The 25340-nt window shown below is 72.3% G+C and carries 27 protein-coding genes; 11 read left to right on the forward strand and 16 right to left on the reverse strand.

The annotated features are described in order from the left end of the window. Positions 1 to 133: 133 nt before the first annotated feature. Positions 134 to 319 carry a hydrophobic protein gene (locus tag AB0D48_RS10145; protein WP_351073668.1) on the reverse strand — a complete coding sequence of 62 codons (186 nt, stop codon included), beginning with the start codon at positions 317 to 319 and terminating at the stop codon, positions 134 to 136. A gap of 572 nt (positions 320 to 891) precedes the next feature. Between AB0D48_RS10145 and AB0D48_RS10150 the strand changes: the two genes are divergently transcribed. Further along, positions 892 to 2433: a ubiquinol-cytochrome c reductase cytochrome b subunit gene (locus AB0D48_RS10150; protein ID WP_362393760.1), complete on the forward strand. Its 1542-nt coding sequence runs from the start codon at positions 892 to 894 to the stop codon at positions 2431 to 2433. 16 nt (positions 2434 to 2449) lie between these two features. Here AB0D48_RS10150 and AB0D48_RS10155 read toward each other — a convergent pair whose 3' ends face one another. Both AB0D48_RS10155 and ctaD read right to left on the reverse strand, forming a co-directional pair. Next, the gene (locus AB0D48_RS10155) at positions 2450 to 2839 is read right to left on the reverse strand and encodes a cytochrome c oxidase subunit 4 (protein ID WP_362393094.1); all 390 of its coding nucleotides are present in this window, start codon (positions 2837 to 2839) and stop codon (positions 2450 to 2452) included. Continuing rightward, positions 2836 to 4533, reverse strand: coding sequence for a cytochrome c oxidase subunit I (ctaD, locus tag AB0D48_RS10160; protein WP_362393097.1), 1698 nt, complete (start codon positions 4531 to 4533; stop codon positions 2836 to 2838). The genes AB0D48_RS10155 and ctaD overlap by 4 nt, the downstream gene beginning before the upstream one ends. Positions 4534 to 4716: 183 nt before the next feature. On the opposite strand from ctaD, the gene AB0D48_RS10165 reads away from it, so the two are divergent. Together AB0D48_RS10165 and AB0D48_RS10170 are read left to right on the forward strand one after the other, a co-directional pair. Then, on the forward strand, positions 4717 to 5223 hold the full coding sequence (locus AB0D48_RS10165; protein ID WP_362393100.1) for a flavin reductase family protein: 507 nt from the start codon (positions 4717 to 4719) through the stop codon (positions 5221 to 5223). A gap of 72 nt (positions 5224 to 5295) precedes the next feature. Continuing rightward, positions 5296 to 6261: an LLM class F420-dependent oxidoreductase gene (locus tag AB0D48_RS10170; protein WP_362393103.1), complete on the forward strand. Its 966-nt coding sequence runs from the start codon at positions 5296 to 5298 to the stop codon at positions 6259 to 6261. 35 nt (positions 6262 to 6296) lie between these two features. Here the strand turns inward: AB0D48_RS10170 and AB0D48_RS10175 are convergent, their stop codons facing one another. The 4 genes from AB0D48_RS10175 to AB0D48_RS10190 are packed head-to-tail and all read right to left on the reverse strand — an operon-like array spanning position 6297 to position 8552. Beyond that, complete coding sequence (locus AB0D48_RS10175) at positions 6297 to 6839, reverse strand: hypothetical protein (protein ID WP_362393106.1); 543 nt, start codon at positions 6837 to 6839, stop codon at positions 6297 to 6299. Beyond that, positions 6836 to 7633, reverse strand: a complete 798-nt coding sequence (locus AB0D48_RS10180) for a metallophosphoesterase (protein ID WP_362393109.1) — start codon at positions 7631 to 7633, stop codon at positions 6836 to 6838. The genes AB0D48_RS10175 and AB0D48_RS10180 overlap by 4 nt, the downstream gene beginning before the upstream one ends. Next, positions 7630 to 7884 carry a hypothetical protein gene (locus tag AB0D48_RS10185; RefSeq protein ID WP_362393112.1) on the reverse strand — a complete coding sequence of 85 codons (255 nt, stop codon included), beginning with the start codon at positions 7882 to 7884 and terminating at the stop codon, positions 7630 to 7632. Before AB0D48_RS10185 ends, AB0D48_RS10180 begins: the two co-directional genes overlap by 4 nt. Then, positions 7881 to 8552, reverse strand: coding sequence for a nucleotidyltransferase family protein (locus tag AB0D48_RS10190; RefSeq protein WP_362393115.1), 672 nt, complete (start codon positions 8550 to 8552; stop codon positions 7881 to 7883). Before AB0D48_RS10190 ends, AB0D48_RS10185 begins: the two co-directional genes overlap by 4 nt. A gap of 150 nt (positions 8553 to 8702) precedes the next feature. On the opposite strand from AB0D48_RS10190, the gene AB0D48_RS10195 reads away from it, so the two are divergent. From AB0D48_RS10195 to AB0D48_RS10215, 5 genes are all read left to right on the forward strand, one after another. Beyond that, the gene (locus tag AB0D48_RS10195; protein WP_362393118.1) at positions 8703 to 9359 is read left to right on the forward strand and encodes an HAD family hydrolase; all 657 of its coding nucleotides are present in this window, start codon (positions 8703 to 8705) and stop codon (positions 9357 to 9359) included. Positions 9360 to 9392: 33 nt separating this feature from the next. Then, positions 9393 to 10451, forward strand: coding sequence for an NAD-dependent epimerase/dehydratase family protein (locus AB0D48_RS10200; protein ID WP_362393121.1), 1059 nt, complete (start codon positions 9393 to 9395; stop codon positions 10449 to 10451). Positions 10452 to 10505: 54 nt separating this feature from the next. Beyond that, complete coding sequence (locus tag AB0D48_RS10205) at positions 10506 to 11042, forward strand: isochorismatase family cysteine hydrolase (protein ID WP_362393124.1); 537 nt, start codon at positions 10506 to 10508, stop codon at positions 11040 to 11042. 86 nt (positions 11043 to 11128) lie between these two features. After that, on the forward strand, positions 11129 to 11626 hold the full coding sequence (locus AB0D48_RS10210; RefSeq protein ID WP_362393127.1) for a hemerythrin domain-containing protein: 498 nt from the start codon (positions 11129 to 11131) through the stop codon (positions 11624 to 11626). A gap of 57 nt (positions 11627 to 11683) precedes the next feature. After that, positions 11684 to 12319 carry an alpha-ketoglutarate-dependent dioxygenase AlkB gene (locus AB0D48_RS10215; RefSeq protein WP_362393130.1) on the forward strand — a complete coding sequence of 212 codons (636 nt, stop codon included), beginning with the start codon at positions 11684 to 11686 and terminating at the stop codon, positions 12317 to 12319. 132 nt (positions 12320 to 12451) lie between these two features. On the opposite strand, the gene AB0D48_RS10220 is transcribed toward AB0D48_RS10215, so the two are convergent. Beyond that, complete coding sequence (locus tag AB0D48_RS10220) at positions 12452 to 12736, reverse strand: YkvA family protein (RefSeq protein ID WP_362393133.1); 285 nt, start codon at positions 12734 to 12736, stop codon at positions 12452 to 12454. 39 nt (positions 12737 to 12775) lie between these two features. Next, complete coding sequence (locus AB0D48_RS10225) at positions 12776 to 13240, reverse strand: MarR family transcriptional regulator (protein ID WP_362393136.1); 465 nt, start codon at positions 13238 to 13240, stop codon at positions 12776 to 12778. Between the two features lie 139 nt (positions 13241 to 13379). Here AB0D48_RS10225 and AB0D48_RS10230 point away from each other — a divergent pair, with 139 nt between their 5' ends. Then, the gene (locus AB0D48_RS10230; RefSeq protein WP_362393139.1) at positions 13380 to 13940 is read left to right on the forward strand and encodes a DoxX family membrane protein; all 561 of its coding nucleotides are present in this window, start codon (positions 13380 to 13382) and stop codon (positions 13938 to 13940) included. Between the two features lie 75 nt (positions 13941 to 14015). Beyond that, positions 14016 to 15818 (forward strand): glycoside hydrolase family 15 protein, encoded by a 1803-nt coding sequence (locus AB0D48_RS10235; RefSeq protein ID WP_362393142.1) that lies wholly within the window; start codon positions 14016 to 14018, stop codon positions 15816 to 15818. 14 nt (positions 15819 to 15832) lie between these two features. Here AB0D48_RS10235 and AB0D48_RS10240 read toward each other — a convergent pair whose 3' ends face one another. The 6 genes from AB0D48_RS10240 to AB0D48_RS10265 all read right to left on the reverse strand — a co-directional run bounded on the left by AB0D48_RS10240 (position 15833) and on the right by AB0D48_RS10265 (position 22604). Then, positions 15833 to 17239, reverse strand: a complete 1407-nt coding sequence (locus AB0D48_RS10240; RefSeq protein ID WP_362393145.1) for an APC family permease — start codon at positions 17237 to 17239, stop codon at positions 15833 to 15835. Between the two features lie 198 nt (positions 17240 to 17437). Beyond that, on the reverse strand, positions 17438 to 18346 hold the full coding sequence (locus tag AB0D48_RS10245) for an STM4011 family radical SAM protein (protein ID WP_362393148.1): 909 nt from the start codon (positions 18344 to 18346) through the stop codon (positions 17438 to 17440). Positions 18347 to 18372: 26 nt separating this feature from the next. Further along, positions 18373 to 19701, reverse strand: coding sequence for an STM4012 family radical SAM protein (locus tag AB0D48_RS10250; RefSeq protein WP_362393151.1), 1329 nt, complete (start codon positions 19699 to 19701; stop codon positions 18373 to 18375). Then, positions 19698 to 20513: an STM4013/SEN3800 family hydrolase gene (locus tag AB0D48_RS10255; protein ID WP_362393763.1), complete on the reverse strand. Its 816-nt coding sequence runs from the start codon at positions 20511 to 20513 to the stop codon at positions 19698 to 19700. Before AB0D48_RS10255 ends, AB0D48_RS10250 begins: the two co-directional genes overlap by 4 nt. 1 nt (position 20514) lies before the next feature. After that, complete coding sequence (locus AB0D48_RS10260) at positions 20515 to 21654, reverse strand: STM4014 family protein (RefSeq protein ID WP_362393154.1); 1140 nt, start codon at positions 21652 to 21654, stop codon at positions 20515 to 20517. Next, a complete protein-coding gene (locus AB0D48_RS10265) occupies positions 21651 to 22604 on the reverse strand; it encodes an STM4015 family protein (RefSeq protein WP_362393157.1) in 954 nt (317 codons plus the stop codon). The genes AB0D48_RS10260 and AB0D48_RS10265 overlap by 4 nt, the downstream gene beginning before the upstream one ends. 158 nt (positions 22605 to 22762) lie before the next feature. On the opposite strand from AB0D48_RS10265, the gene AB0D48_RS10270 reads away from it, so the two are divergent. After that, the gene (locus AB0D48_RS10270; RefSeq protein ID WP_362393160.1) at positions 22763 to 23152 is read left to right on the forward strand and encodes a VOC family protein; all 390 of its coding nucleotides are present in this window, start codon (positions 22763 to 22765) and stop codon (positions 23150 to 23152) included. 34 nt (positions 23153 to 23186) lie between these two features. On the opposite strand, the gene AB0D48_RS10275 is transcribed toward AB0D48_RS10270, so the two are convergent. After that, a complete protein-coding gene (locus AB0D48_RS10275; protein ID WP_362393163.1) occupies positions 23187 to 25340 on the reverse strand; it encodes a SpoIIE family protein phosphatase in 2154 nt (717 codons plus the stop codon).

The following is a 25340-nucleotide window of genomic DNA, read 5'->3' on the forward strand; positions in this document are numbered from 1 at the left end:
CAGAAGTCGACCGCGTGGTGGGCCATGACTTCGAAGGGCATGTCGGGGGTCACGGCACCTGCCCAGCGGGGCCTTCCCAAGGGGGCGGCAGGCCACCGCCATGCAGCATCTGAACTGCGCGTTTGTCGATCGGCTACCAGCGGTACCAGCGGCCGCTACCACCCTTCGGGCGGGCGACAAATCCGATCAGCCACAGGACCAGGACTGCGATAGCCACCCACCAGAGGATCTTCACCGCGAAGCCCGCGCCGAAGAGGATCAGAACCAGCAGGAGAACGAGAAGCAGGGGAACCATAGTTATCAACCTCCGGAGCACCATCTGCCCGACAGCACCGAGGGCATGCATTCGATTCTTATTTGTTTCTTATCCAAGCGGCTGGGCAAGAGGATCCGCCCGCTTTTCGAGCAAGTCCGTGACGGTACCTCAGACGCCATGGCGGGGCCGGTGCGTCCGGCGAGGCACGGCCTTGGATACCTCGCGGGCCGTTCCGTAGCTCATGCTGGGAGTTTGCTGACCTCGATGCCCCAGGATGGTCCTGACCTGCGGCCGCGCCAAACTGGGGCAAGTCGTCCCAACATCTCTGCGGACACCTCTTCAGGCGGATCGACGGATCGGCGGACGGGTGCCGGCCGGGCGAGGACTTCCCGCCCCCATTTCCGGAAGCCGACGACTCCGTGTCTGAATTGATAGCGAATCATGGCGATCGGTAGTTTTGTGTGCAGTCCGGATGACTCGCCCGACCCGGGGGCGAGGGTCCGGACAGGAGGTGCGTGCCGGTGCCCGGTTCGAAGCGGAATGCGCGGCCGAGGAGCAGGGCGCGGCGTGCGGTGGCGCGGGGGGCCGAGGGCCTCGACGCACGGCTGCCGCTCTCCGAACTCCTCCGGACGGGCATGCGCAAGGTGTTCCCCGACCACTGGTCCTTCCTGCTCGGCGAGCTGGCCCTGTACAGCTTCGTCGTGCTCCTGCTGACCGGCGTGTACCTGACCTTCTTCTTCGACCCCTCGATGCGGGAGACGCCGTACGAGGGGTCGTACCGCCCGCTGCAAGGCGTGCTGATGTCCCAGGCCTACCTCTCCACCCTGCGGATCAGTTTCGACGTGCGGGGCGGGCTGCTGATCCGTCAGATCCACCACTGGGCGGCCCTGGTCTTCGTCGCCGCCATCGGGGCGCACATGATGAGGGTGTTCCTGACCGGCGCCTTCCGCCGCCCGCGCGAGGTCAACTGGCTGCTGGGCGTGACCCTGTTCATGCTGGCGCTGCTGGAGGGCTTCGCGGGGTACTCGCTCCCCGATGACCTGCTGTCGGGCACCGGGCTGCGGATCGCCCAGGGCATCATGCTGTCGATCCCGCTCCTCGGCACCTACCTGAGCTTCTTCGTCTTCGGCGGGCAGTACCCCGGCGACGACATCGTGCCCCGGCTCTACCCCGTGCACATCCTGCTGGTCCCCGGCCTGCTGCTGGGGCTGATCACGGTGCACATCCTCCTCGTCGTGGTCCTGAAGCACACCCACTGGCCGGGACCCGGCAGGAGCGGACGCAACGTCGTCGGCCAGCCGTTCCTCCCTCAGTACATGGCCAAGTCCGCCGGGCTCTTCTTCACCGTCTTCGGCATGCTCGCGGCCCTGGGCGCCCTCGCGCAGATCAACCCCATCTGGACCTACGGCCCCTACCGCGCCGACGTGGTCTCCACCGGCTCCCAGCCCGACTGGTACGTCGGCTTCCTCGAAGGCGCCCTGCGGCTGATGCCCGGCGTGGAAACCCGCCTGTGGGGGCACACGATCATGTGGAACCCCCTGGTGACCGCCGTTCTCCTGCCGGGTCTGCTCTTCGCGCTCCTCTACGCCTACCCCTTCTTCGAGCGCTGGATCACCGGCGCGACGGGGGAACGGCACCTGTGCGACCGCCCGCGTGACCGCCCCGTCCGTACCGGCCTGGGCGTGGCCGCCCTCTCCTGGTACGCCGTGCTGCTCCTCGCAGGCGCCCAGGACATCCTCGCCTTCGTCTTCGACGTGCCCGTGCACGCGCTGACCTGGACGCTGCGCGTCGCCTTCTTCGCCGTGCCTGCGGCCGTCTTCTGGCTCACCAGGCGGCTGTGCCTGGCTCTCCAGTCGCGCGAGCGCCGGCTGCTGACCGAGGGGGAGGCGTCCGGCCTGGTGCGCCAGGGCGTCGAGGGCGGCTTCGAGCCGCAGCACCGGGCCCTCACGGCGACCGAACGGTACGCCGTACTGGCCAGGGAGCGGCCCGAGCCGCTGGAGCCGGCCGGCGCCCCCGAGGGCAGCGGCCTGCGACGCCGACTGGACAGGACGCGGTCGGCGATCAGCGCCTGGTACTACCAGGACCGGGTCGCCTACCCGACCACCCCCGAACAGCACCGGAAGATCGCCGCGACCACCGCCGGACCGGACGTACGGGAGTCCGCCGAGGACGGCTGAAGCACCCGGCCCCGGGCTACTCCTCGTGGCCCAGGTTCTGGAAGGCGAACCCCAGGACCCCGGGCAGCAGCACGCCGAACCCGATGAGGCACAGCCACAGGCCCTGGACCACGCCGAGACCGATCAACGCAGTGCCCGCCGCCGCCAGTACGGGAGAGTGGCTGCGGGCGGGGAAGAACGCGCGGCGGTCGCCGGCCTCCCGCACCTCGGCCTCCCGGCGGTCCTCCGGTCGCTCCCCGCCGCGCCGGTACTGGCGCCAGAGGAAGGCGGATACGAGGCCCGCCATGACGAAGGAGACGCAGAGCGCCGCCGTGCCCGCGGGCTCGCGCGAGAACCAGCCGTAGACGACGGCGGTCGCCGCGAAGAACAGGGCGGTGCCGGTGAAGAGCCAGGCCTCACCTTTCACCGGGCACCTCTCCCACTCGGAACTCGTTCACTGGGCACCTCCGGATGGTGCAGGTCGAAGGCCGGGGATTCCGAACGGATCCGGGGCAGGTCGTGGAAGTTGTGCCGCGGAGGCGGGCAGCTCGTGGCCCACTCCAGGGAGCGGCCCCATCCCCACGGGTCGTCGACGGTGACCCGCTCGCCGTAACGGTGGGTCTTCCAGACGTTGTAGAGGAAGGGCAGCGTCGAGAGGCCGAGCAGGAAGGAACCGATGGTGGAGACGGTGTTGAGAAGGGTGAAACCGTCGCTCGCGAGGTAGTCGGCGTAGCGGCGCGGCATCCCGGCCTCGCCCAGCCAGTGCTGGACCAGGAAGGTGGTCTGGAAGCCGATGAACAGCGTCCAGAAGTGGATCCTGCCGAGCCGCTCGTCCAGCATCCGTCCCGTCAGCTTCGGCCACCAGAAGTAGAAGCCGCCGAAAGTGGCGAACACGATCGTGCCGAACAGCACGTAGTGGAGATGGGCGACGACGAAATAGCTGTCCGTCAGATGGAAGTCCAGCGGCGGCGACGCCACCAGCACGCCCGTCAGACCGCCCAGCAGAAAGGTGACGAGGAAGCCGATGGACCACAGCATCGGTGTCTCGAAGGAGAGCGACCCGTTCCACATCGTCCCGATCCAGTTGAAGAACTTCACGCCCGTGGGGACGGCGATCAGGAAGGACAGCAGGGAGAAGAAGGGCAGGAGCACGGCTCCCGTCGCGAACATGTGGTGCGCCCACACGGTCGCCGACAGGCCGGTGATGGCGATCGTGGCGCCGATCAGCGACGCGTACCCGAACATCGGCTTCCGGCTGAAGACGGGGAGGATCTCGCTCACCACCCCGAAGAACGGCAGCGCCACGATGTAGACCTCCGGATGCCCGAAGAACCAGAACAGGTGCTGCCACAGCAGGGCGCCGCCGTTGGACGCGTCGAACACGTGCGCGCCGAACTTCCTGTCCGCCTCCAGGACCAGCAGCGCCGCCGTGAGCACCGGAAAGGCCAGCAGCGCCAGGATCGACGTGAAGAGCACGTTCCAGGTGAAGATCGGCATCCGGAACAAGGTCATGCCCGGTGCGCGCAGACAGACGATGGTGGTGATGAAGTTGACCGAACCCAGGATCGTGCTGAGTCCCGACACCGCCAGCCCCATGGCCCACAGGTCCGGGCCGGTTCCCGGGGAGTAGGCGGTGCTGTTCAGCGGCGCGTAGGCGAACCATCCGAACGCCGCCGCCCCGTCGGCGGTCAGCAGGCTGGAGACCACCATCAGGCCCCCGAACAGGTACACCCAATAGGTGAACGCGTTCAGCCGGGGGAAGGCGACATCGGGTGCGCCGATCTGGAGGGGCATGACCGCGTTGGCGAAGCCGGTGAAGGTCGGCGTCGCGAACAGCAGCATCATGATCGTGGCGTGGATCGTGAACGCCTCGTTGTACTGCTGGTTCGAAACGATCTGGAGCCCGGGGCGGGCGAGTTCGGCCCGCATCACCAAGGCCAGCACACCGGCGAAGAGGAAGAAGCAGAAGGCCGTCACCAGGTAGAGGTTGCCGATCACCTTGTGGTCGGTGGTCGACAGCCACCCCAGGACGGCGGAGCCCTGGCCGGCCCGCCGTTCGGTCCTGGGCGCGGTCCGGTCGTCGGGCGGCGCCTCTCCCGGTGAACGGTCCACCGACGTCATCCGTCCTCCCGAAGCCTCGCCGCCGCCCCTGCACCCCTTGCCCTACAGCCTGGGGAGCCGGTGCGGCGGGCGGCGCGCCGGGATGATGCCCCCAGTACCCCGGCTGCCGCGCGGTTCCGCGCCGAGGTGCGGGGTAGCCGCCCGTGGGGGGTACTGGGAGCACCCGCACCACGAGGAGGCGCCGTGACCGAGCCGGATCCCTTCACCGAGGCGTTCGACGGCCCGATGTACGTGGTCACGGCCGCGGCCGGCGGTGAGCGGGCGGGCTGCCTGGTGGGGTTCGCCTCGCAGTGCTCGATCCACCCGCCGCGGTTCGTCGTCTGGCTGTCGACCGCGAACCACACCTACCGGGTCGCGCGCGAAGCGCCGTACCTCACCGTGCACCTGCTCGGCCGCGATCAGCGGGCGCTGGCGGAGCTCTTCGGCGGCGAGTGCGGCGACAGGGTGGACAAGTTCGCGCGGGTCGAATGGCGCCCGGGCCGGGAGGGCAGCCCGGTCCTGACGGACGTGCCCGCCTGGTTCACCGGCCGCGTGGAGGGACGCACCGGGGGCGCCGGAGGCACCGGGCACGGCGATCACGTCGGGTTCGTCCTGTCGCCCGCCGAGCGGTGTCCGCCGGCCGAGGGGGCCGTGCCCGCGCCGCTCCGCTTGGAAGACGTACGCGACCTGGAGGCGGGCCACCCGGCCTGAACCGCCGCCTTACGGACGGGCGCGTTCGGGGCGGGCGTGTTTCAACGGAGCGATCGCGGCAAGGCGCCCACCATGGTGCGAATCGGATACACGATGATGACCGAACAGGCCGGGCCGCGGGAACTGGTGGCCCATGTGGTGGGCGCCGAGCGGGCGGGATTCGACTTCTCCGTCATCTCGGACCACTCCTTCCCCTGGCTGGACGCCCAAGGGCACGCCCCCTACGCGTGGAGCGTGCTGGGCGCGGCCGCGCAGGCCACCCGGGACATCCCGCTGATGACCTTCGTGACCTGCCCGACGTTCCGCTACCACCCCGCCGTGATCGCGCAGAAGGCGGCCACGATGCAGCTCCTGTCCGGAGGGCGCTTCCGGCTGGGCCTCGGCTCCGGCGAGAACCTCAACGAGCACATCGTCGGAGGGGGCTGGCCCGCAGCGCACGTCCGCCTGGAGATGCTGGAGGAGGCCGTGGGGATCATCCGTTCCCTCTTCGGCGGCGAGTACGTCAGCCACCACGGTCCCCACTTCGACGTCGAGAACGCCAAGCTCTGGGACCTCCCCGACGAGCCGCCCCCGATCGGCATCGCCGTCTCGGGAGACCGTTCGTGCGAGCTCGCGGGCCGGCACGGAGACCTCGTGATCGCCACCGAGCCGGAACGCGAGCTGCTGACGGCGTTCGACGCGTACGGCGGCACGGGCAAGCCGCGCGTCGGCCAGCTCCCCGTCTGCTACGACACCGACCGCGACGCGGCGGTGGCGCGGGCCCACGAGCAGTTCCGCTGGGCACTGGGCGGCTGGCCGGTCAACGCCGAACTCCCGGGCCCGGCGAGTTTCGCCCAGGCCTCCGCGCACACCCGGCCCGAGGACGTCGCGGACGCCGTACCGTGCGGCGAGGACGTGGACGCCTTCGTGGAGGCGGTACGCCCCTACGCCGAGGCCGGATTCACCGAGATCGCCCTGGTCCAGATCGGCGGCGACTCCCAGGAAGCCTTCCTCGGCTGGGCGGAGACGAAGCTGCTGCCCGCCCTTCGGGAACTCTGAGGGAACTCGGGCCAGGGCACCTGAGGGAACTCTGGCTAGGACACCGACGCCTGTGACCTGCGCTCCGCGTCCGCCCTGAAGACCTGGGCGGCGCGCTCGGTGCGCAGGGACTCCAGGACGCGGGCCTGTTCCGTCGCCCGGCGCAGCAGTTCGTCCACGCGGCCGAGGTCGATCCGGGGGTCGGCGCCGGCCAGGGAGCGCAGGGAGCGCCAGCAGGACGCCTTGCCCTCGACGCCCAGCCTCATGGCCTCCAGTTCCAGTACGTCGCTGAGCGGCGAGCGGGAGACGATCCGGCCGTTCAGCTTGAGCCGTCCCGCCTTCTCGGCCAGCCAGCCCAGGGCAATTCTGCTGCGCATCACGGGGATGCCGAGTTCCGTCATGAGTGCGCGCAACTGCTCACGGTCCTGCTCGACTTCTTCGGCCAGCGAGGCCAACCGGGGCCCGCGGGGCGTGCCGCGCTGATGGCGCGCCGCGCGGCGCAGGAGTTCGACGCCCGCGGCGGCTCCGGTCAGGTGGTCGTTGAGGTAGATGCCGAGCAGTGGCGGGGCCGTGCGGTCGGCGAGGACGTGTGCGGTCACGGTGTGCCTCCCGGGTGGTGGTGGAGCGGCGGTGGCGGGGGCCCGGCCGTCCCTCCTTCGTCGGGAGGGAGACCGGGGGACAGGTGGTAGACGGCGAAGGCCTGGTCGATGACGGGCATGGCGACGTTGCGCACGCGGACCCCGCCCGCCGTCATGCCGTGCTCCGTGCCCAGGTGGGCGTGCCCGTGGACGGCGAGGTCCGCCCCCTCCCCGTCGATCGCCTCGGCGAGGAGGTAGCTGCCGAGGAAGGGGTGGATCTCCGGAGGCTCGCCCGCCAGGGTGTCCGGTACGGGCGCGTAGTGGGTGAGCGCGATGCGCAGTGTGGCGCCCTGGTCGCGGAGCTCGCGCAGGGCTCGGCCGAGACCCGTGGCGCAGGACCGGGTGTAGCGGATGAAGGCCTTCATCTCCGGTTCGCCGAACTCGCTGGCGCTGCGTCCGGCGAAGCCTCCGCCGAAGCCCTTGGTCCCGGCGACGCCGACCCGCGTACCGCCGATGTCGAGCAGGACGCCGTCGCCTTCCAGGACGTGCACGCCGCCCGCCGTCAGTTCCCGGGTGACGGCCTTCTCCTGGTCGCTCTGGTAGTCGTGGTTGCCGAGTACGGCGACCACGGGCACCGGCAGCCCGCTCACCTCGCCGGCCACGACCCGGGCCTCTTCGGGAGTGCCGTGCCGGGTCAGGTCACCGGCCAGGAGCAGCAGGTCGGCGCAGGAGCCGAGGGTGTCGAAGGCCGGCCGGAGCAGCCCGGCGCTGCCCGGGCCGAGGTGGATGTCCCCGACGGCGGCGACGCGGATCACGAGAGCTCCTCGGAGTGGTCGGGTGGGCCGCTACGGCTCACGGTGAGGTCCACCTGCCAGGGCACGTCCGAGAGCTCTTCCCCGGCGATGCGCAGCAGCGTGGACCGGCAGTCCGGATCGGCGACGCTTCCCCAGATGACGACGCGGGAGCCGCGCAGCTCGATCCGTACGCCCAGTTCGGCGAGCTCCTCGCGCGCCAGCCGGTCGCGCAGGTGCTCGATGCGGTACTCGATGAGCTCGGTGGAGGTCACGGGGTTCCCTCCGATCCCGCCGGGCGGGTGTGCCGGACGATGACGTGGAGGCGTTCGAGCAGGTACAGGAAGGTGTCGGGCAGCGGGGCCTCGCGGTGGTCCAGGTCCAGCCGGTCCCAGTCGATCTGCTCCCGCAGCATCCGGGCCATGGGCAGCAGGTCGCCGAAATCGCAGTAGTGCTCGCAGAGCGCGGCGAGGCGGGCGTCCATCAGGTCGGTGGGCGCGAGGACCGGCATCCACACCGAGTCGACCGCCTTGACGCTCGACCGGTCCAGCAGCGCGGTGCTGACCGGCCGCCGGGCGAGCTCGAAGATCAGGTCGATCTCCTCGCCGCCGGACCTGCCCTTGACCAGCCAGTCCTCCGGGGCGCGACGCATCGCGATGCCACCGTCCTCCAGTGCCTCGACCACTGCGTCGGCGTCCTCCGGCCGGACGCAGAAGTCGGTGTCGTGCTGGAAACGGGCGGGCAGGCCGTGAGCGAAGGCGGCCACGCTTCCGGCGAGGGCGAAAGGCTGCCCGGACCGCTTGAGCAGGGTCGCCACGTGTTTCGTGGTTTCCAGGATCGCCTGCGTGTGGTCCCTCGGCAGCACGCCGTCGTCCGGCACCGGCGGGCCCAGCCCGTCGGGCGGCGGAACTCCCTCCGGCGCTTCCGCGGGATGACGGTTCACGGAGTGCGCCTAACCCGTCTGGTTCCGCCCAAACCCGTCCGGTCTGGCGCAAAGCTGTGGAATGCCGCGCGGAGCACCGGGTAGGCGCCCCCCGTGATGTCCGGACCACCAGCCGAGCACACAGCCAGTCACACAGCAGAGAGGGCGCACATGAACCGGGCCGCGCTGTTCGACGTCGACGGCACCCTCGCCGACACCAATCACCTGCACGTCACTTCCTGGTGGGAGGCGCTGCGGCAGGGCGGCCACCAGGTCGCGATGCACGACATCCACCGCGCGATCGGACTGCCGGGCGACGATCTGCTCGCCCACCTGCTCGGCGAGGACCGTGACACGGGCGAGGACGACACGCTCAGCGCCGCGCACGACACCCTGTACGGCACGTACTTCGACCGGCTGCCCCGGCTGGACTCGGCGGCGGAGCTGCTGCGCGAACTCGCCCGGCGGGGCTGGCGGGTCGTGCTCGTGACCTCCGCGAAGGACACCGAACTGGACGCGCTCAGGCGGGCCATCGACGCCGACGACGCCATCACCGCGACCGCGAGCTCCGACGACGTGGAGCAGGGCAAGCCGGCTCCCGATCCGGTGCACCACGCCCTCGGCCTCGCCGGCGCGTCCGCGCGCGACGCCGTGTTCGTGGGTGACACGGTGTGGGACATGAAGGCGGCCACCCGCGCCGACGTCACCTGCGTGGGGCTGCTGTGCGGCGGCATCCCGAGGCGCGACCTCGAAGAGGCCGGGGCCCGCGCCGTGTACGAGCACCCCGCCGACCTGCTGGGCCACCTCGACAGCAGCCCCTTCGGATAGGGGCGTGCGCGGACTGCGGACAGGAGCGACACGATGACATCCGACCACCTGAGCCCTACGGACCGCCCCGCCGGCCTTGGCGGCGACGGCATCCGCGTCGTGGTCGTCGGAGCCACGGGAAACGTCGGAACCAGCGTGGTGCGGGCCCTCTCCGAGGACCCGGCCGTGAGGTCCGTCCTCGGCCTGGCCCGGCGCGTGCCCGACTGGCGGCCCCCGAAGACCGAGTGGCAGGCCGCGGACATCGAGCCGGGTGGAGCCGATCTCGTACCGCTCCTCACGGGCGCGGACGCGGTGATCCACCTCGCCTGGAAGTTCCAGCCCACCCACCGGCCGGCGGAGACCTGGCGCACCAACGTGCTGGGCGGCGTCCGTGTCTTCGACGCCGTGGCCGCCGCGGGCGTGCCCGTCCTCGTGCACGCCTCCTCGGTCGGCGCGTACTCACCCGGCCCCAAGGACGGCGCGGTGGACGAGTCCTGGCCGACGCACGGCTGGCCGCAGGCCGCGTACACGCGGGAGAAGGCCTACCTGGAGCGGGTCCTCGACGCCTACGAGCAAGCCCATCCCGGCATCCGCGTGGTGCGGATGCGGCCCGCCTTCCTCTTCAAACGGGAGTCGGCCTCCGAGCAGCGCCGCATCTTCGCCGGCCGGCTGCTGCCCGGCCGGCTCGTCCGGCCCGGCCTGATCCCCGCCGTGCCCGACCTGCCCGGCCTGCGCTTCCAGGCCCTGCACACCGACGACGTGGCCGCCGCCTACTGCGCGGCCGTCGCCCGCCCGGTCCGCGGGGCCTTCAACCTGGCTGCCGGACCGCCACTGGACGCCGCCGCCCTGGCCGGCGTCTTCGACGCGCGGTCCCTGCCGATGCCCGTCGGTCCGGTCCGGGCGGTGCTCTCCGCCGCCTGGCGGCTGCGCCTGGTCCCGGCCTCGCCCGACCTGTTCGACGCGGTGCTGCGCCTGCCGCTGCTGGACTGCTCCCGTGCCCGGGAGGAACTCGGCTGGACGCCGCGCCGTACCTCGGTCGAGGCGTTCGAGGAGTTCCTGGCCGGCCTGCGGGCCGGGGCGGGGATGGACACCGCCCCGCTCGCCGCGGGCTAGCCGCCGAGGGGGTCGCAGAGGGGAGGGGCGAGAGGGGCAGGAGGCGCGAGGAGAATGACCGACAGTGCCGTCGTCGTCATCGACATGATCAACACATATGACCACGCCGACGCGGAACTGCTGCTTCCCTCGGCCCACCAGGCCCTGCCCGGCATCGAGAGGCTGCTCAAGCGCGCCCGGATGCGGGAGGTCCCCGTCATCTACGTGAACGACAACTTCGGGCTGTGGCGCTCACACCACGGCGAGATCCTCGACATGGCCCTCGCGAGCCCGCACGCCGCTCTCGTCGCCCCGATCAGGCCCGACGAGGACTCGCTGTTCGTCGTCAAGGCCCGGCACTCGATCTTCTACGAGACCCCGCTGGCCTACCTCCTGGCGGAACTCGGCGTCGGCCGGCTCCTCCTCTGCGGTCAGGTCACCGAACAGTGCGTGCTGTACTCCGCCCTCGACGCGCACATCCGCCACCTCCGCGTCACGGTCGTCCGGGACGCCGTCGCCCACATCCACGAGGACCTGGCGGAAGCCGCCCTGCGCTTGATGCAGACCAACATGGCGGCGGACGTCGCGAGCGCCGGGGACGTCACCTTCTGACACGCGGCGCAGGCCGGGGCGTTTGGATCCTGCCCCAGCGAGCACGCGCAAGATGACCGCAACCCCCAGCAGAGGAGGAAACCGGAATGGCCAAGGAGCAAGACCAGGACGTCGTCGCGGTGATCCTGAAGGACCACCGCACCATGGAAGAGCTCTTCCGTCGGATGCGGAGCGTGGAAGCGGACCGGGCCGCCGCGCTCGCGGAGTTCTCGGCGCTGCTCATCGCGCACGGCGAGGCGGAGGAAGCCGAGGTGTACGGCGCCCTGAAGCGTTTCAAGGACGTCGACAACGACGAGGTGGAACACGGGGTCGAGGAGCATACCGAGGGCAACGAGGCGCTGCTGGCGCTGCTCGAAGTGGACGAGGTGGGCTCCGACGAATGGGACGCGCGGCTGGAGGACCTGGTGAAGGCCATCTCCCACCACGTCGACGAGGAGGAGCGGACGATCCTCAACGGCGCCCGGGAGAACGTCCCGGACGAGCGCAGGGCCGAGCTGGGAGCCGCCTTCCTGCGGGAGCGGGAGCGGCAGCTGGCCGCGGACTGCGGAAGCATCGAGAACGTGCGCAGCATCGTACGGGGCTGACGTGGCGCCTCGTACATATTCGTGCAGATGTTCGATGAATGGGGTTAGGCTGGTGTCATGCACGCAGCCCAGGGCCTTCAGGGTTCCCTCTTCGACCAGGGAGACGAGATCCGGCTCGGGTCGCTCGCGGGCCTGCGGCGCACCGCGCTCGGTGCCGGGGCCTGGGTCGACCACCTCCCCGGCTGGCTGACCGGCTCCGACGCTCTCTTCGAGCGGCTGGCCGCCGACGTGCCCTGGCGCGCCGAGCGGCGGCAGATGTACGAGCGCGAGGTCGAGGTGCCCCGGCTGCTCGCCTTCTACGGTGACGGCGAGGACCTCCCGCACGCCGCTCTGACCGAGGCCCGTGAGGCGCTCTCGCGGCACTACGCCGCCGAGCTCGGGGAGCCCTTCGCCACCGCGGGGCTGTGCCTCTACCGCGACGGCCGCGACAGCGTGGCCTGGCACGGCGACCGGACCGGCCGTTCGTCCACCGAGGACACCATGGTCGCGATCGTCTCCGTCGGTGACCCCCGCGATCTCGCCTTCCGTCCCCGCGACGGCGGGGCCACGCTGTTGCGGCTGCCCCTCGGCCACGGCGACCTCGTCGTCATGGGGGGCTCCTGCCAGCGGACGATGGAGCACGCGGTGCCCAAGTCGGCGCGGGCCGTCGGCCCGCGCATCAGCGTCCAGTTCCGGACCCGCGGCGTGCGGTGACCCGAACCGCGGGTGCCCGGCAGGGCATCCAGGCGGTCCGGCTCCGCCCCCGGCCGGCTTCCCCGTCGAGGACCGGACGGCAAATCCACGACCCTTCGTCGGCCGGTACGTCACGTCCGACCGCTCCGCGCGTCAGGTCTTCGCGGGCCGGGTCGCCGCCGCCGCTGCCGCCTGCAGCGAGCGCAGGGCCAGCAGCAGGACCCCGATGTCGTCGAGGTACACCGGGTCCGGGATCAGGTCCACCGGCGAGACGGTGTAGATCACGGCGACCCAGAACAGGGCCTTGTCGCGCAGGGGGATCCCGGCGTCGAGGAGCAGGCGCCGCGCCTTGACGACCCGTACGAGCAGCACCGCCGCGGCGACCGCGAGCCCGGCCGCTGCGACCACGGCGAGCGTGAGCCAGAACTTTGCGTCCATTTCGCCCCTATACCCGCCCCGTCGGCCCTCTATCGCCGCTCAGGCGCCCTGCTCGCGCAGCCGTCGGCCGACCTCGCCCAGCCCATCGGCGAGCGCGTCGAGCTGTTCAGGGGTCAGGACGTCGACGAGGACCTCCCGGACCGTCGCCACGTGCCCGGGCGCCGCCTCGTCCAGCCGGGCGCGGCCGGCCTCGGTGAGGACGGCGAAGACGCCGCGCACGTCGGAGGGGCAGCTGCGGCGGCGGACCAGCCCGGCCTTCTCCATCTGGGTGATCTGGTAGGTCAGTCCGCTCTTGGAGTTGATCAGGCCGTTGGCCAGTTCGGTCATCCGCAGCTCGTGGCCGGGGGCCGCGGCGAGCCGCACGAGGATCTCGTACTGGGGGTGCGAGAGGCCCGATTCGTCCTTCAGCTGCTGGTCGAGGCGCCGGTTCACCAGGGCCGAGGCGGCCAGGAATCCGCTCCAGGCCCGCATCTCGCGGTCGTCCAGCCATCTCGTCTCAGACATGGCCCCAGCCTACACGGGTTGTTCGAATTTGAATCAATGGTTAGGGTCGGAGGCCTGCGGTTCGAATTTGAACAACCCTGAACAGCCCTGAGCAGCCCTGTCCCCCCTCTCGGACCGCACGACCGGAAGGAACCCCCCGATGACCAGCCCCGCCGTCGCCACGACGACGTCGCAGGCCGCCGCCCCGGCCGCCACCGCCGCCCCGGCACTCTCGACCCCGGCACACGACACCGGCCTGCTGCTCCTGCGCCTCGTCCTCGGCCTGACCATGGCCGCCCACGGCTCCCAGAAGCTCTTCGGCTGGTTCGGAGGCGGCGGCATCAGCGGCACCGGACAGTTCTTCACCGCCAGCGGCTACCCCGCGGGCGACGCCATGGCCGTCCTCGCCGGCCTGACCGAGACCCTCGGCGGCCTCGGGCTCGCAGTCGGCCTGCTCACCCCGCTCGCCGGCGCGGCCGTCGTCGGCACCCTCATCAACGCCATCGCCGTCCACGGCGCCGGATCCTTCTTCGCCCCCGAGGGCATCGAGTACGAACTGCTGCTGACCGCGGGCGCCGCGGCCCTGGCCCTCACCGGCCCCGGCCGGTACGCCGTCGACCGCCTCCTGCCCGTGCTGCGCAGCCACCGACTCGCCCACGGCGCCCTCGCCGTCACCCTCGGCGTGGTCCTCGCCGGCGCGCTGCTCCTCGTGCGCAAGTAGGCCTGCCCGGCGCCGCACGAGAGCGCCCGGGGCCCGTGCTGATTGGCCCCGGGCATTCGCGGGAAGAGCGCACGAATGACACAACCCATCGAAGACTACGCACTCATCGGCGACCTGATGACCAGTGGACTGGTCGGCCGCGACGGGTCCATCGACTGGCTGTGCCTGCCGCGCTTCGACTCGGGGGCCTGCTTCGCCAAGCTCCTCGGCGACGAGGAGAACGGCCATTGGCGCATCGCCCCGGCCTCCGCCGAGGACGCTGAGCGGTGCACCCGCCGTGCCTACGTGGACGGTTCGTTGGTGTTGGAGTCGTACTGGGAGACCGGGGACGGCACGATCAAGGTCATCGACTTCATGCCGCAACGCGACGTCTCACCCGACGTGATGCGGATCGTCGAAGGCGTGTCCGGCGAGGTGACCGTACGCAGCACCCTGCGCCTGCGCTTCGACTACGGCCACGTCGTCCCCTGGGTCCGCCGCACCGACGGCCATCGCGTCGCCGTCGCCGGGCCCGACTCCGCCTGGTTCCGCAGCGAGCCGCCCGTGCACACGTGGGGCGAGGCCAACAGCACCCGCTCCGAGTTCACCGTCGCCGCCGGGGAGCGCGTCGCCTTCGTCCTCACCTGGCACGCCTCGCACGACCCGCGCCCCGAGCCCGTCGACCCGTACACGGCGCTGGAGCAGAGCCTCGCCGACTGGCGGGAATGGGCCTCCCAGTGCCGCTACGAGGGTCCCTACCGGGAAGCGGTCACCCGCTCCCTGATCACCCTCAAGGCCCTCACCTACGCCCCGACCGGCGGCATCCTCGCCGCGGCCACCACCTCCCTCCCCGAGGAGATCGGCGGGGTCCGCAACTGGGACTACCGCTACTGCTGGCTCCGGGACTCCACCCTCACCCTCGGCTCGCTCCTCGCCACCGGATTCCAGGACGAGGCCCGCGCCTGGCGGGCCTGGCTGCTGCGCGCGGTCGCCGGAGACCCCGCCGACCTCCAGATCATGTACGGGATCGCCGGCGAGCGCCGGATCCCCGAGACCGAGCTGCCCTGGCTGCGCGGCTACGCCTCCTCCGCCCCCGTGCGCGTGGGCAACGCGGCCGTCGACCAGCTCCAGCTCGACGTGTACGGCGAAGTCATCGACTCCCTGTACCTGGCGCGGTCCTCCGGGCTCGCCTCCGAGCACCACGCCTGGAAGATCCAGCTCGCCCTGCTCGACTTCCTGGAGCGCAACTGGCACCGGCCCGACGAGGGGCTGTGGGAGGTGCGCGGCCCGCGCCGCCACTTCGTGCACTCCAAGGTGATGGCCTGGGTCGCCGCCGACCGGGCCGTGCGCACTCTGGAACGCGACCCCCTGATGGCCGGCGAACTCGACCGCTGGCGGGCCATAAGGGACGAAGTGCACCGCGACGTGTGCGAGAAGGGCTACGACCCCGAGCGGGGCACCTTCACCCAGTACTACGGCTCCAGCGAGCTCGACGCGGCGACCTTGCTGATTCCCCGGGTCGGCTTCCTGCCGCCCGACGACCCCCGCGTCATCGGCACCGTCGACGCGGTCCGCGAGGAACTCGGCCGCAGCGGCCTGGTCCGTCGCTACACGACCGAAGGCCCCTCCGTCGACGGTCTGCCCGGCGACGAAGGGGCCTTCCTGGCCTGCTCGTTCTGGCTGGCCGACGCCCTCTACATGACGGGGCGGGAGAAGGAGGCCCGGACCCTGTTCGAGCGGCTGCTGACGGTGTGCAACGACGTCGGGCTGCTCGCCGAGGAGTACGACCCCATCGCCGGGCGCCAACTCGGCAACTTCCCCCAGGCCTTCAGCCACGTCGGCCTGATCAACACCGCGCTCACCCTGGCCCGGGGCGAGGCCGTCAGCGTCGGCGGCTGACCGGCGGCCGCAGCCTACGCGCCGGCACCCTCACCGTCCTCCGGGATGCTGACCAGCCAGCGCGTCTCACGCCGCGGCCGCAGGTACAGCGCCCAGTACACGGTGGCCGCGGCGGTGATCCCGCCCGTCCACAGCAGGTACTGGGTCTCCTGCTGGGTCAGGATGTACGCGAGTACGGCGATCAGCACGACCGGCACGGCCGGCCACAGCGGCATCCGCCAGGCGGCCGCGTCGCGGTGCGCCCCGCGCCGGCTGAACAGCGCGGCCACCGCCACCAGCAGGTACATGCCGGTCACCGAGACTCCGGTGACCCCGTACAGGGTGTCGAGGTTGACGAAGCACATCGCCGCGCCCGGGACACCGACGACCAGGGTGGCCACCCACGGCGAGCCGAAGCGGCCGAGCTTGGACAGGGCGTTGTTGACGGGCTGGGGCCAGGCCTTGTCACGGGCGGAGGCGAACAGCACCCGGGAGTTCTGGATGACCATGACGATGCCCGCGTTGACGATGGCGAGGGCGACGCACAGGCTCACGAAGGTGCCGACGGCCGAGTTGGACCAGGCGGTCACCATCCCGCCGAGGTCGCCCGCGGCGAGCGCGTCCAGGTCCGGGGCGCCCATGGTGATGGCGATGACCGGGATCAGGATGACGGCGGTGGAGATGGCGAGCGTGGCCAGCACGGTACGGGCGACGTTGCGCCGCGGGTTCTCCAGCTCCTCCGAGAGGTAGACGGCGGTCGAGAACCCCTGGGTGATGAACAGGGCGATGGCGAGCCCGGACACGACCATCATCGCGGTGACGGTGGACGTGCCGCCGCCCTCGGCGGCGACCGCGCCGTGCACGAGGGCGTCGGCGCCCCGCTCGCCGTGCGCGAAGCCGAGTACGGCGACCATGGCGGCGGCGACGACCTCGAGGACGAGGAAGATGCCGGTGATCCAGGCGTTTGCCCGCAGGTCGAGGAGACCGGCGAGGGTGGCGAGCAGCATGACGCCGCCGCCCGCGACCGGCGCCGGGATGTCGATCACCGGGGCGAGGTAGTCGGCGGTGCCCATGGCGATCACGGGCGGCACGATCATGACGACCAGCAGGGAGAGGACGAACACCAGCCAGCCCGCCAGCCGGCCGGCCAGCGTGGAGACCATCGCGTACTCGCCGCCCGCGCTGGGGATCAGCGTGCCCAGCTCCGAGTAGCAGAAGGCGACGCCGATGCAGAGCAGCGAGCCGATCGCGATGGTGAGGGCGGTCCAGGTGCCGAGGCTGGAGAACAGGTCGGGCACGACGACGAAGAGGGTCGAGGCGGGCGTCACGCACGAGAGCGTGAGCAGCGTTCCGCCCACGACGCCTATGGAACGCTTGAGCTTCTGCGGGACGGGCCCGGTGGCGGGGGACAGGGCCTGTGGTGCGCTGATCGTGTCAGTCATCGGTGCGGGGTTCCGATCGGCAGGTGCGGTGAATGAGCGCGGGAGCGGTATCGCCTCCGGGGCGGTGGTGAGCAAAGTGGTTCCGTGGCTCCCGGGCCGACATGCAATCCCTGCGAGATCCGCAGGTCAATAGCTGTTCACCTGCGGATTCCGTCGTCCGGGGCCCCGTCGGCCCCGGTCCGCGACGTAAAGACCGTGTTAACGCTGCACGAGCGGCAGGTGCGGGAACCGCAGCGCCCCCGCCGAAGAATTTCCCTCCGCTTTGCCGGATGCCGGGATCCGCTCCAGGACGCCGCCCGCGAAGACGTCGTAGAGCGGCAGCGTCTCCAGGTGGACGTAGCCGATGTGGCAGTCGCAGACGGTGAGCGGACAGCCGCGCGGCCGCAGGGCAGCCCGGTACGAGCCGTCGTACAGGTTGCCGAGCTCCGCCTTCACGAAATGGCAGCGGCGGACCGTGCCGTCGCCGTCCACCGAGATCACCGACTCGCCGGTGCGGCAGGGCAGCCCCGCCGAACGGTGCGGGTGGCGGCTGTACGCGAAGAGCGGGTCCAGCGCCGTCCAGCCCGCCGCTTCCGCGTCGGTGTACGTACGGCCCTCCGCCGCGTTCACCCACAGGTACACCTCCGCCGGGAGCTCCGCGCGCAGCCGCCGGGCCTCCCCGAGGTGCTCCGGCAGCCCGACCACGCCCACGCTGAACCGGATCCCGCCGGCAGCCAGCTCCCGGCACCGCCCGAGGAAGCGGTCGTACGGGGTCTGCCCCGGGTGGTACGTGCACCACAGCGCGAGCGTGTCCGGATCGGCCTCGGCGGTCCACCCGACGCGGCCGCTCAGGTTGGTCTGGATCGCGACGCGGCGGACGTGCGGCAGGTGCGACAGCTCCACCAGCGCGCGCCGGTACCAGGAGCGGACCAGACCCTCGCCCCACGGGGTGAAGAGCACCGACAGACGGTCGGCCGTGTTCCCCGCCGCCCAGGCCGCGAACCGTTCCAGCGCCGCCCGGTCCGCGGTCAGCTGCGCCCGGCTGTCGCGCCGCTTGGCGAACGGGCAGTACGGGCAGTCGTAGTCGCAGGACGCCAGCGGACCCCGGTAAAGGAGCGTCAGGTCCATGGCCGGTGACGCGGCCCCCGGGCCCGTCACTTGCGCTCGTACGCGGCCATCGCGGCCCGTACCTCCGCCGAGAACAGCGCGGGACCCACCGCGTCCGAATGCGCCAGGCCCTCCGGGGTGAGGCACATCAGGTCCGGTGCCTCCGCGAGCCATCCGCGCTCCGCGAAGGCCGCCAGCTCCGCCGGGAAGTCCTCCCACGGACCGCTGCCGAACCGCTCCCGGTACTCCGCCACCGCCATGCCTTCCGCCTGCAGCAGGGACTGGAGCAGGTGCCGCCGCCGCGCCTCGTCGGCGTCGATCCACCGGCCGTACTCCGCCCGCGCGAAGTCGGCCTCGGACCGCCCCACATAGTCGTCGACGATGCCCCGGATCTCCCGCATGTCCACCGCGTAGTCGAAGGAGTAGTGCAGCTCGGCGGTGTACGAGCGGGCCCCGCAGCCCAGACCCACCATGCCGTCCGTCTGGCAGGCGTAGTCGCCGGCGCCCGCCGCCGGGGCCCCGGAGCGGCGGAACATCCGCATCGACACCTGCTCGTACCCGGCGGCCAGCAGATGGTCCCGGCCGGCCCGGTAGAGCCGCAGCCGCTGCTCGTCCCACTCCGCCGTGGGCTCGTCCGACCGGCGCCCCAGGCCCGTCAGGGGCCGCACGTACAACGGATACAGGTACAGCTCCTCCGGTTCCCAGGCCAGCGCGGCGTCCAGCGAGTACCGCCAGCTGTCCTCGGTCTGGCCGTCGATCCCGTAGATCAGGTCGATGTTCAGGACCGGGATCGCCGCGTCCCGGATCCGGGACAGGGCCGCCTCCACCTCCGCACGCTTCTGCGGCCGGACAGCCGTACGCGCCTCCTCGGCCACGAAGCTCTGCACGCCCAGGCTCAGCCGCGTCGTGCCCCGGTCGGCGAGCACGGCGAGGCGGTCCGCGGTCGCGGTGGAGGGCGAGGCCTCCACCGACAGCGGGACCGCCCGCAGATCGGCGCCCGCGCTCTTCTCCGCGATGTCGCAGAGCCGTTCCAGCTCGGACGCGGTCAGAAAGGTCGGGGTCCCGCCTCCGAAGGCGGCCGCCGCGTACCGCACCGGCTCGTCCGGGCCGAGCGCCTCGCGGACCGCCGTCGCCTGCCGCTCCAGCGCGTCGAGGTACGCCGTGGTCAGCCCGTCGGGTGCGCCGATCCGGGTGAAGAGGTTGCAGAACCCGCAGCGCACCTCGCAGAACGGGACGTGCAGGTAGAGGGAGAGCGCGTGCTTGGGCTGCTCCAGCCACAGCTCGCGCAGCGCGGGCCGCCCGGTCAGCGCGCGGTACGCCGTCTTGTGCGGGTACGCGTAGACGTAACTCTCGTACGGGGTGGGGAACACGCTCATCGCACGGCCTCCTTCGGCTCCAGGAAGAACTGCGCGTACGGGACCGTCCAGACCGCCTCGTGGGCCAGCCGGTGCCCGGTGTACCCGTCGTCGCCGTAGGTCGTGCCGTGGTCCGAGCAGACGATCGCGAAGCAGCGGCGCCGCGCGCTCATCGCGTCGAACAGCCGGCCGATGTGGCGGTCCACGTACACCAGCGCCGCCGCATGCGTCTCCCACGAGTCCCCGGCTTCCGCCGTCGCGCCCGCCAGGTGGAACCAGTTGGGCTGGTGCAGCGCCGACACGTTCACGAACAGGAACAGCCGCCGGTCCCGCGGCAGTCCGGCCACCACCCGCTCCGCGCAGGCCACCTGCGCCTCGAAGGACGTCGGCGAGGGCACCCCGAACTCCGGCTCCCAGTGGCTGTCCTGGAACATCCCCGGCAGTACGGAACCCAGCGCGGCCTGCTTGTTGAAGAAGCCGACCCCGCCCACGCACACCGTCCGGTACCCGGCCCCGGCCAGTCCCGAGACCAGGTCCGGGGTGTCGAACACCCAGGTGCGCCCGGCCGTGGTCTCACTGCCCCCGAACCGGGCGGCGAACAGCCGCGGATGCGGCCCGGGCCCGGCGGGCGTGGGGAGGAAACCCGCGAACATCGCCTGATGAGAGGCGTAGGTGAAGCTGCCGGGCGCGTGCCGCCGCTCCCAGACGCCGCCGGGCAGGTGCGCCGCGAGGTGCGGGATCCGGCCCTCGGCCGCCAGCCGGGCGGCGACGTCGAAGCGCAGGGTGTCGAGGGTGACGAGCAGCAGGTCGTCGCGGCCGACGACCTCGTTCATGTCAGGGGCGGGCGGGGACGGGTGCATGGTGTTCCTGTCGTGCGGATGCGTGTACCGCGGCCAGTTGGGCCGCGTAGGTGTCGAGGCCCGCGGCGGGCGTGCCGGGCAGCCCGGTGAGACGGGGCAGCAGGTCCCCGAAGGCGTTGACCTCGCCGACGGCGAACCGCCGCCAGCCGGTGGCCGGGAGCAGGTCCACGCCCACGCACAGGGTGCCGGGGAAGGCGGCCGCCGCGCGCTCGCAGACGGCGAGGGCGTCCTCGGTCCAGCTGGCGCCCGCCGCCTCCACGGCGGCTACGGCGGCGTCGAGGTCGCCGCGGGCGCCGCCGAGGTGGAGGTTGGTCATAGGCCCGGACGCGGTGCGGACCACCGCGTGCGTGGCCCGGCCGCCGATGACCACGACCCGCAGATCGGCCGGGCGGCCGTCCTGCGAGGCCTTCGGCAGCCAGCGCTCGATGTGCAGGCCGTCGGGGGCGAGCGCGTCGACGATCGCGCCGACCGCGCCCTCGTCCTCGTACCGGCGCACCCGCAGCGAGTTGTGCAGGCAGCCGGAGGCGGACCGCTCCACCGAGGTGGTCGCCCGGACGCGGCCGCCGGCCCCGGATTCGAGGGCGAGGACCCCGGAAGCCGAGGAGCCGTGGGCCGGCTTCACGAACACCCGGCGCAGCCCCGGCCGCGCGAGCACCTCCCGGACGTCCACCCAGCCGCGCACCGGGGCCGCGGCGGGGCCGGAGGTCGGCGAGGCCGGCACCGGGACTCCCGCCGTCTCCAGGACGTGGTGGGTCAGCCGCTTGTCGAACAGCACGGCCAGGTCCCCCGGGGTGGTGAGCAGCCGTCCGCCGGCCGCCGCGACGTCGGCGGCCAGCGCCTCCACGGCCCCGGTGAACCGGCGGTACCAGCGGCCGGTCCCCTCCACCCGGGTGGGGTCGGCCGTCCCCCGCAGCAGCCGGTCGACCTCCGGGTCCTCGCCCGGCGAGTCGATCCGTACGGTCTCGCCCGGCCGGAACCGGGCCGCGCCGGTCAGCACTTCCCGCCAGGGCACCACCCGGGCGGCCGGGAGCCCGGCGGCGCGGACGGCGTCCTGGAAGAGCGCCACACGGCGGCCGCCCGGAACGCCGACGACCGCGAGGGACGGTCGCGTCACTCCGACACCGCGACGTACCGGTAGGTCTCCCCGTCGTACTCGTCCTGCTCGCCCGGGCCGAGGGTGAGCTCCACGCCGTGCGGCTCCAGAGCGGCGCGCAGCCGCTCCTGGAGCTCGACGCCGATGAAGTGGTGGTCCAGGTCGAGGCGGTGCAGGTGGGTGAGCGGCCGGCCCGCGAGCAGGGCGGCGGCGCCCTCGTCGGTGAGGATGCCCATCGACAGGTCCAGGGTCTCCAGCCGGGCCACCACCGGCGCGCCCGCCACGGCGACGGCGACCGCGTCCTGGATCTCGCTGTTGCGCAGGGCGAGATGGCGCAGGGCCGGCAGCCGCGCACCCGAGAGGATCGGCTCCAGGTCCTCCGGCTCGGTGTCCGCGCCGTACTCGGACGTGCCGAGCCACAGGTCGAGGAACTCCAGGGCGGGCAGGTCGCTCGCGGCGATGCCCCGCACCACCTCCCGGGGCAGCCCGCCCGTCTCGACCACCAGCCGCCGCAGTTCCGGGTGCTTGACGGGCGTGAGGACCAGCCCCTCACCGCCGCGCACGCCGAACTCGCGCAGGCCCTGGAACGTCTCCAGCAGCGGAGTGACGTCCGCCTGCTGGATCCAGGAGATTTCGCACTCCTCGCCTTCGATGTCACCGATGAACAGGGCGCGCAGGAGCGGGAAGTCCGCGGCGGCCGCCACCAGGGTGCTCACGATGTCGGCGCTGGAGGTCTCGTACGACTCCTCCCAGACGCCCACGCTCAGGGAGCGGACCTGCCGGGTGTCGACGGCGGCCGTGAAGCGGGCGAAGGCCTCGCTCCAGGTCTCCTCGGTCTCGTGCTCGTCGCCCCTGACCCGCCAGGCCACGGCGCCGGCCTCGGGCAGCTCGACGTCGCCCTCGACGTCCGTGCCCGGGAAGTCGAAGGCGGGCAGCCCGCCCAGCTCCTTGAGGTGTGCGACCTGGCTCATGCGCTGCTCCTGGTGGTGAACGGTCCGCTCGGACGGGCGGACGGTGCGACAGCAGTTCTACCAAGTGCCACTGACAGCGCCGGAGGCGGAGTGCGGCCGAGCGTACGGGTGGGCGCGGGTGTGGGCGTACGGACGGAGTCCGCGGGTATCCGCGGTCCATGACTGTCGCCAAGACGAGCGTTCTCGTACTGGACTGCGCCGAGCCGGAGTCGCTGGCCCTCTTCTACGCCGACCTGCTCGGCGCGGAGGTCCGGCCGGGGGAGGGGCCCGACACGGTCGAGGTCGTCGGCGGAGCCGGCGTCCACCTGGCCGTGCACCGGGACCACGGCTACGCACCACCGAGCTGGCCGCGTCCCGAGGACTCCCAGCAGGCACACCTGCGCATCCTGGTCGCCCCCGCGGATCTGGACGAGGCCGAGCGGGAAGCCGTCTCGCTCGGCGCCCGCCCGCTGTCGCCCGCCACCGGCGAAGGCCCCCGCGACGCCCGCCTCTTCAGCGACCCGGCGGGCCACTCCTTCACCCTGGCGGCCGGCCGGGACCCCCGGTAGCGGCGCGCGCCCGCGGGGGCTTGCGGGACAGCCCTCAGGGGGCCCCGCCAGTGCGGGACGCCAGCAGCAGGGCGATGTCGTCCGGCCGGTCGTCGCTGCCGCCCGCCTCGCCGATCAGCCGGTCGGCCGTCTCGGTCAGCGGCACGGGCCCGGTCGCGGCCAGCGCCGCCCGCAGCCGTTCCACCCCGGCGTCGATGTCGGTGCCCGGCTTCTCCACCAGCCCGTCCGTGTACAGGGCGAGCACCGAACCGACCGCCAGCCGCAGTTCGGTGACCGGGTAAGCGGCCTCCGGGTCGACGCCGAGCACCAGCCCGCCCGCCAGGTCCAGTACCTCGGTCCGCCCGTCGGGGTGGCGCAGCAGCGGCTGGGGGTGCCCGGCCCGGACGGCATGGGCGGAGCCCGACGCCGGGTCGAGCACCACGTAGCAGCAACTGGCGAACTGGCCCGGGTCCAGGTCGCTGAGCAGCTGGTTCGTACCGCGCGCCACCTGGTCCGGGGTGCTGCCGGTCAGCGCGAAGGCCCGTACGGCGCTGCGGAGTTGGCCCATGGTCGCCGCGGCCGCCACGCCGTGGCCCTGGACGTCCCCGATGACCAGCGCGAGCCGCCCGCCGCCGGTCTCGATGACGTCGTACCAGTCACCGCCCACGTCCATCCCCTGGGTGCCGGGGAGGTAGCGGCCCACCGTGTCCACGTGCTCGCGCACCGGCAGCCGGTGCGGCAGCAGGGCCGCCTGGAGCCCCCGGGCGAGCGCCGCCTCGCTGTCGTAGCGCCGTGCCCGTTCCAGGGCCTGCGCGATCAGCCCGGCCAGGGCGGTCAGCACCGTACGCTCCTCCGGGCTGAAGCCGCGGGGCGTGTCGAAGCCGAGGATGCACGAGCCGACCGGGCGGCCGGAGGCGATCAGCGGCAGGAAGGCGCGGGCTCCGGTATGGGCGTCCAGCGGGATGCCGGGGTAGGCGGCGGCCAGGTGTTCCATCGACTCGAAGAACAGCGGCCGGCCCGTGGTCAGCGTCTCCACGCCCGGCAGCCGCACGTCGAGCGCGACCCCGTCGAACCGGTTCAGGAAGCCCTTGGGGAAGCCGGTCTCCCACGCGAGGTGGAGATGCCGCTCGTCCAGCAGGTAGATCGCCAGCTGGCGGCCGCCGAAGGCCGGCAGCAGCTCGTCGGTGACCACCGCCGACACCTGGCGGGCCGTGACCGCCTCGGTCAGCGCGATGGCGAGGGCCACCGGCCGGTACAGCGCGGCGGCCCGGTCGGCGGGCGAACCGAGTCCCGCGCCCGGCTGGACCATCGACGCGGGCGCGTAGGCGGGCTTCTCGGTGGCACCGATCGTCACGGTGACCCCGTCGGCGCTGGGGTACAGGTCCACCGACAGCAACTGACCGGGCGGGTGCCGGCCGCGCCGGGCCGGAAAGTGCACCGGCTCGGTGGACATGAACACGGCCCGGAAGTGGTCCTCGTACGCGGGGTGCCCGAGCCAGGGCAGAGCCTCCCACAGTATCCGTCCGCGCAGCTGCGGCCTGCTGAGGCCGAGCAGGTTCTCGGCGGCGGTGTTGACGAAGCCGATCCCACCCTGCCGGTCCACGGACAGCACGGCCTGGTCGAGCCGGTCCACGGCCTCGCGTGCGCCCGCCTCGGCGGCGCCGCCCCCGGCCGGTCCGGGCGGCCGTACGAGCAGCGGGTCGCCCTCCCAGATCACCGGAGCCCCGGCCGCCGTCAGCGCCGCGAGCTCCTGGGCCAGCCGGTCCGCGACCTCGCGCAGCCGCTCGCGTTCCACCGCGCCGACCGGTACCCCGGGAGTCGCCTCGCGCAGGACCAGCAGGACGCCGAACCGCTCGGTCCCGGCCGTCACCGGCTCGTACAGCGAGCCGAAGGGGAACGGCAGCCCCGCCATCAGCTGGGGAAAGCGGCGCATGGCCGTTTCCACGTCGGGCAGGTGTACGGCCTGCCCGGAGCGGTAGGCCTCGGCCACCGGGTAGGGCCGGTTGACGTGCATCCGCCACCAGGGCCGGAACAGCGGCCCGGGGAGGCCCGTGAGCACGGCCATCCGGAGCAGCCCCTCGGTGCGGGAGCGCAGGTACACCCCGCCCGCGTACCCGCCGACGGCCGTAACCGCGTCGACGGAGGCCCGGGCGAGCACCTGGGTCGTGGCATCGGGGGCGGGGCCGCCACCGTCCGGTCTCGCCGTCAC

This window comes from Streptomyces sp. NPDC048269 (genome assembly GCF_040652395.1).
Taxonomy (GTDB): Bacteria; Actinomycetota; Actinomycetes; order Streptomycetales; family Streptomycetaceae; genus Streptomyces.

Excerpts from the sequence above, each read along its gene's own strand:
- AB0D48_RS10145 (WP_351073668.1), bottom strand. The coding sequence starts at position 319 with ATGGTGCTCCGGAGGTTGATAACTATGGTTCCCCTGCTTCTCGTTCTC.
- AB0D48_RS10150 (WP_362393760.1), top strand. The coding sequence starts at position 892 with ATGCGCAAGGTGTTCCCCGACCACTGGTCCTTCCTGCTCGGCGAGCTG.
- ctaD (WP_362393097.1), bottom strand. The coding sequence starts at position 4,533 with ATGACGTCGGTGGACCGTTCACCGGGAGAGGCGCCGCCCGACGACCGG.
- AB0D48_RS10170 (WP_362393103.1), top strand. The coding sequence starts at position 5,296 with ATGGTGCGAATCGGATACACGATGATGACCGAACAGGCCGGGCCGCGG.
- AB0D48_RS10195 (WP_362393118.1), top strand. The coding sequence starts at position 8,703 with ATGAACCGGGCCGCGCTGTTCGACGTCGACGGCACCCTCGCCGACACC.
- AB0D48_RS10200 (WP_362393121.1), top strand. The coding sequence starts at position 9,393 with ATGACATCCGACCACCTGAGCCCTACGGACCGCCCCGCCGGCCTTGGC.
- AB0D48_RS10205 (WP_362393124.1), top strand. The coding sequence starts at position 10,506 with ATGACCGACAGTGCCGTCGTCGTCATCGACATGATCAACACATATGAC.
- AB0D48_RS10210 (WP_362393127.1), top strand. The coding sequence starts at position 11,129 with ATGGCCAAGGAGCAAGACCAGGACGTCGTCGCGGTGATCCTGAAGGAC.
- AB0D48_RS10215 (WP_362393130.1), top strand. The coding sequence starts at position 11,684 with ATGCACGCAGCCCAGGGCCTTCAGGGTTCCCTCTTCGACCAGGGAGAC.
- AB0D48_RS10220 (WP_362393133.1), bottom strand. The coding sequence starts at position 12,736 with ATGGACGCAAAGTTCTGGCTCACGCTCGCCGTGGTCGCAGCGGCCGGG.
- AB0D48_RS10225 (WP_362393136.1), bottom strand. The coding sequence starts at position 13,240 with ATGTCTGAGACGAGATGGCTGGACGACCGCGAGATGCGGGCCTGGAGC.
- AB0D48_RS10230 (WP_362393139.1), top strand. The coding sequence starts at position 13,380 with ATGACCAGCCCCGCCGTCGCCACGACGACGTCGCAGGCCGCCGCCCCG.
- AB0D48_RS10235 (WP_362393142.1), top strand. The coding sequence starts at position 14,016 with ATGACACAACCCATCGAAGACTACGCACTCATCGGCGACCTGATGACC.
- AB0D48_RS10240 (WP_362393145.1), bottom strand. The coding sequence starts at position 17,239 with ATGACTGACACGATCAGCGCACCACAGGCCCTGTCCCCCGCCACCGGG.
- AB0D48_RS10245 (WP_362393148.1), bottom strand. The coding sequence starts at position 18,346 with ATGGACCTGACGCTCCTTTACCGGGGTCCGCTGGCGTCCTGCGACTAC.
- AB0D48_RS10250 (WP_362393151.1), bottom strand. The coding sequence starts at position 19,701 with ATGAGCGTGTTCCCCACCCCGTACGAGAGTTACGTCTACGCGTACCCG.
- AB0D48_RS10255 (WP_362393763.1), bottom strand. The coding sequence starts at position 20,513 with ATGAACGAGGTCGTCGGCCGCGACGACCTGCTGCTCGTCACCCTCGAC.
- AB0D48_RS10265 (WP_362393157.1), bottom strand. The coding sequence starts at position 22,604 with ATGAGCCAGGTCGCACACCTCAAGGAGCTGGGCGGGCTGCCCGCCTTC.
- AB0D48_RS10270 (WP_362393160.1), top strand. The coding sequence starts at position 22,763 with ATGACTGTCGCCAAGACGAGCGTTCTCGTACTGGACTGCGCCGAGCCG.